The organism is Streptomyces sp. NPDC057654 (assembly GCF_042800135.1).
Classification (GTDB): domain Bacteria; phylum Actinomycetota; class Actinomycetes; order Streptomycetales; family Streptomycetaceae; genus Streptomyces.
Genome location: NZ_JBHVHQ010001352.1, coordinates 1 through 1,449 on the forward strand (window position 1 = coordinate 1; position 1,449 = coordinate 1,449).

The 1,449-nt window shown below is 73.6% G+C and carries 1 protein-coding gene and 2 pseudogenes; 1 reads left to right on the forward strand and 2 read right to left on the reverse strand.

The window, feature by feature from the left end; translation table 11 throughout:
• A pseudogene (locus ACFU99_RS43545) lies at window positions 1-128 on the forward strand (cold-shock protein); the annotation flags it as partial.
• A 27-nt stretch (window positions 129-155) separates the two neighbouring features.
• Here ACFU99_RS43545 and ACFU99_RS43550 read toward each other — a convergent pair.
• Together ACFU99_RS43550 and ACFU99_RS43555 are read right to left on the reverse strand one after the other, a co-directional pair.
• Window positions 156-1,016, reverse strand: a complete 861-nt coding sequence (locus ACFU99_RS43550; protein ID WP_384404302.1) for a 1,4-dihydroxy-6-naphthoate synthase — start codon at window positions 1,014-1,016, stop codon at window positions 156-158.
• A pseudogene (locus ACFU99_RS43555) lies at window positions 1,013-1,449 on the reverse strand (hypothetical protein); the annotation flags it as partial. The pseudogene ACFU99_RS43555 and the gene ACFU99_RS43550, both read right to left, overlap by 4 nt.

Below are 1,449 nucleotides of genomic sequence, written 5' to 3' on the forward strand. Positions count from 1 at the left end.
TCCAGGACCTGACGACGCTGCTGGAGAACATCACGCCGATGCTGGAGCGCGGGCGCTACCCCGACAAGGCGCAGGGCGCGAAGATCGCCGGCCTGCTGCGCGCGGTGGCCGACCAACTGGACGTGTGACCGGGGCGGGTGAGCCTGCCGGACAGCTCAGACGAAACGCAGCGCGTCATGGCCGAGGGGCGGTACGAGCCCCTCGGCCGCCGCGCGCGTGAGCAGCCCGCGCACCGCCGCGTACCCGTCCTCGCCGAGGTCGGCCGTGAACTCGTTGACGTACAGCCCGATGTGCCGGTCCGCGACGGCCGGGTCCATCTCCTGCGCGTGCTCCAGCACGTACGGGCGGGAGACCTCCGGGTCGTCCCACGCCATCCGCACCGACGTCCGCGCGGCCTCGGCCAGCCCGCGCAGCCGCTCCGCGCCGAGCGAGCGCTTCGCGATGATCGCGCCCAGCGGGATGGGCAGCCCGGTGGTGGCCTCCCAGTGCTCGCCCATGTCGGCGAGGCGGTGCAGCCCGTAGTCCTGGTAGGTGAACCGCGCCTCGTGGATGACCAGACCCGCGTCGACCTTGCCGTCCCGGACCGCGGGCATGATCTCGTGGAACGGCAGCACGACCACGTCGCCGACCCCGCCCGGCACCTCGGCCGCCGCCCAGAGCCGGAAGAGCAGATACGCCGTCGACCGCTCGCTGGGCACCGCGACGGTCTTCCCGCGCAGGCTCGCCGGGTCACCGGCCTCCGCCGATCCCCGGGTGAGGACCAGCGGGCCGCAGCCGCGCCCCAGCGCGCCGCCGCAGGGCAGCAGGGCGTAGTCGTCGAGAACCCAGGGCAGCACCGCGTACGACACCTTGAGCACGTCGAACTCGCCGCGCTCCGCCATGCCGTTGGTGATGTCGATGTCCGCGAAGGTGACGTCAAGGGCGGGCGCGCCGGGGACGCGGCCGTGCGCCCACGCGTCGAAGACGAAGGTGTCGTTCGGGCACGGCGAGTACGCGATCTTCAGAGGCTCGGTCATGGGGTTCTCTCCTCTTCTTCGCTGTCTGCGCTACCTGTGCCGACTTCGCTTTTTTCGCTGGCTGCGCTGTCTTCGGTTACGGGCTCCAGCCGGTCCAGCCGGCCCATCAAGTCCGCCCAGCCGCCGAAGGCGAGCCGCAGCACGTCCAGGGCCTCCCCGATCCGCCAGGCCGCCCGGTCGCGGGGCCCCACCGGGTTGGAGACCGCCCGGATCTCCAGCGCGGGCACGCCGTGCGCGGCGGCGGCCTCGGCGACGCCGAACCCCTCCATCGCCTCGGCGAGCGCCCCCGGGTGACGGGCCGCCAGCTCGGCGGCGCGCTCGGCGGAACCGGTCGCGGTGGACACGGTCAGCACGGCGCCGGGCGCCGCTCCCGTCGCCTCCGCCACGGCCCGTACAAGATGTGCCGGAGCCTGGTGCGCCACGGTCCCGAAGC

What these genes read in the sequence shown, in the direction of transcription:
- ACFU99_RS43550 (WP_384404302.1), bottom strand. Translation starts at nt 1,016, where the DNA reads ATGACCGAGCCTCTGAAGATCGCGTACTCGCCGTGCCCGAACGACACC.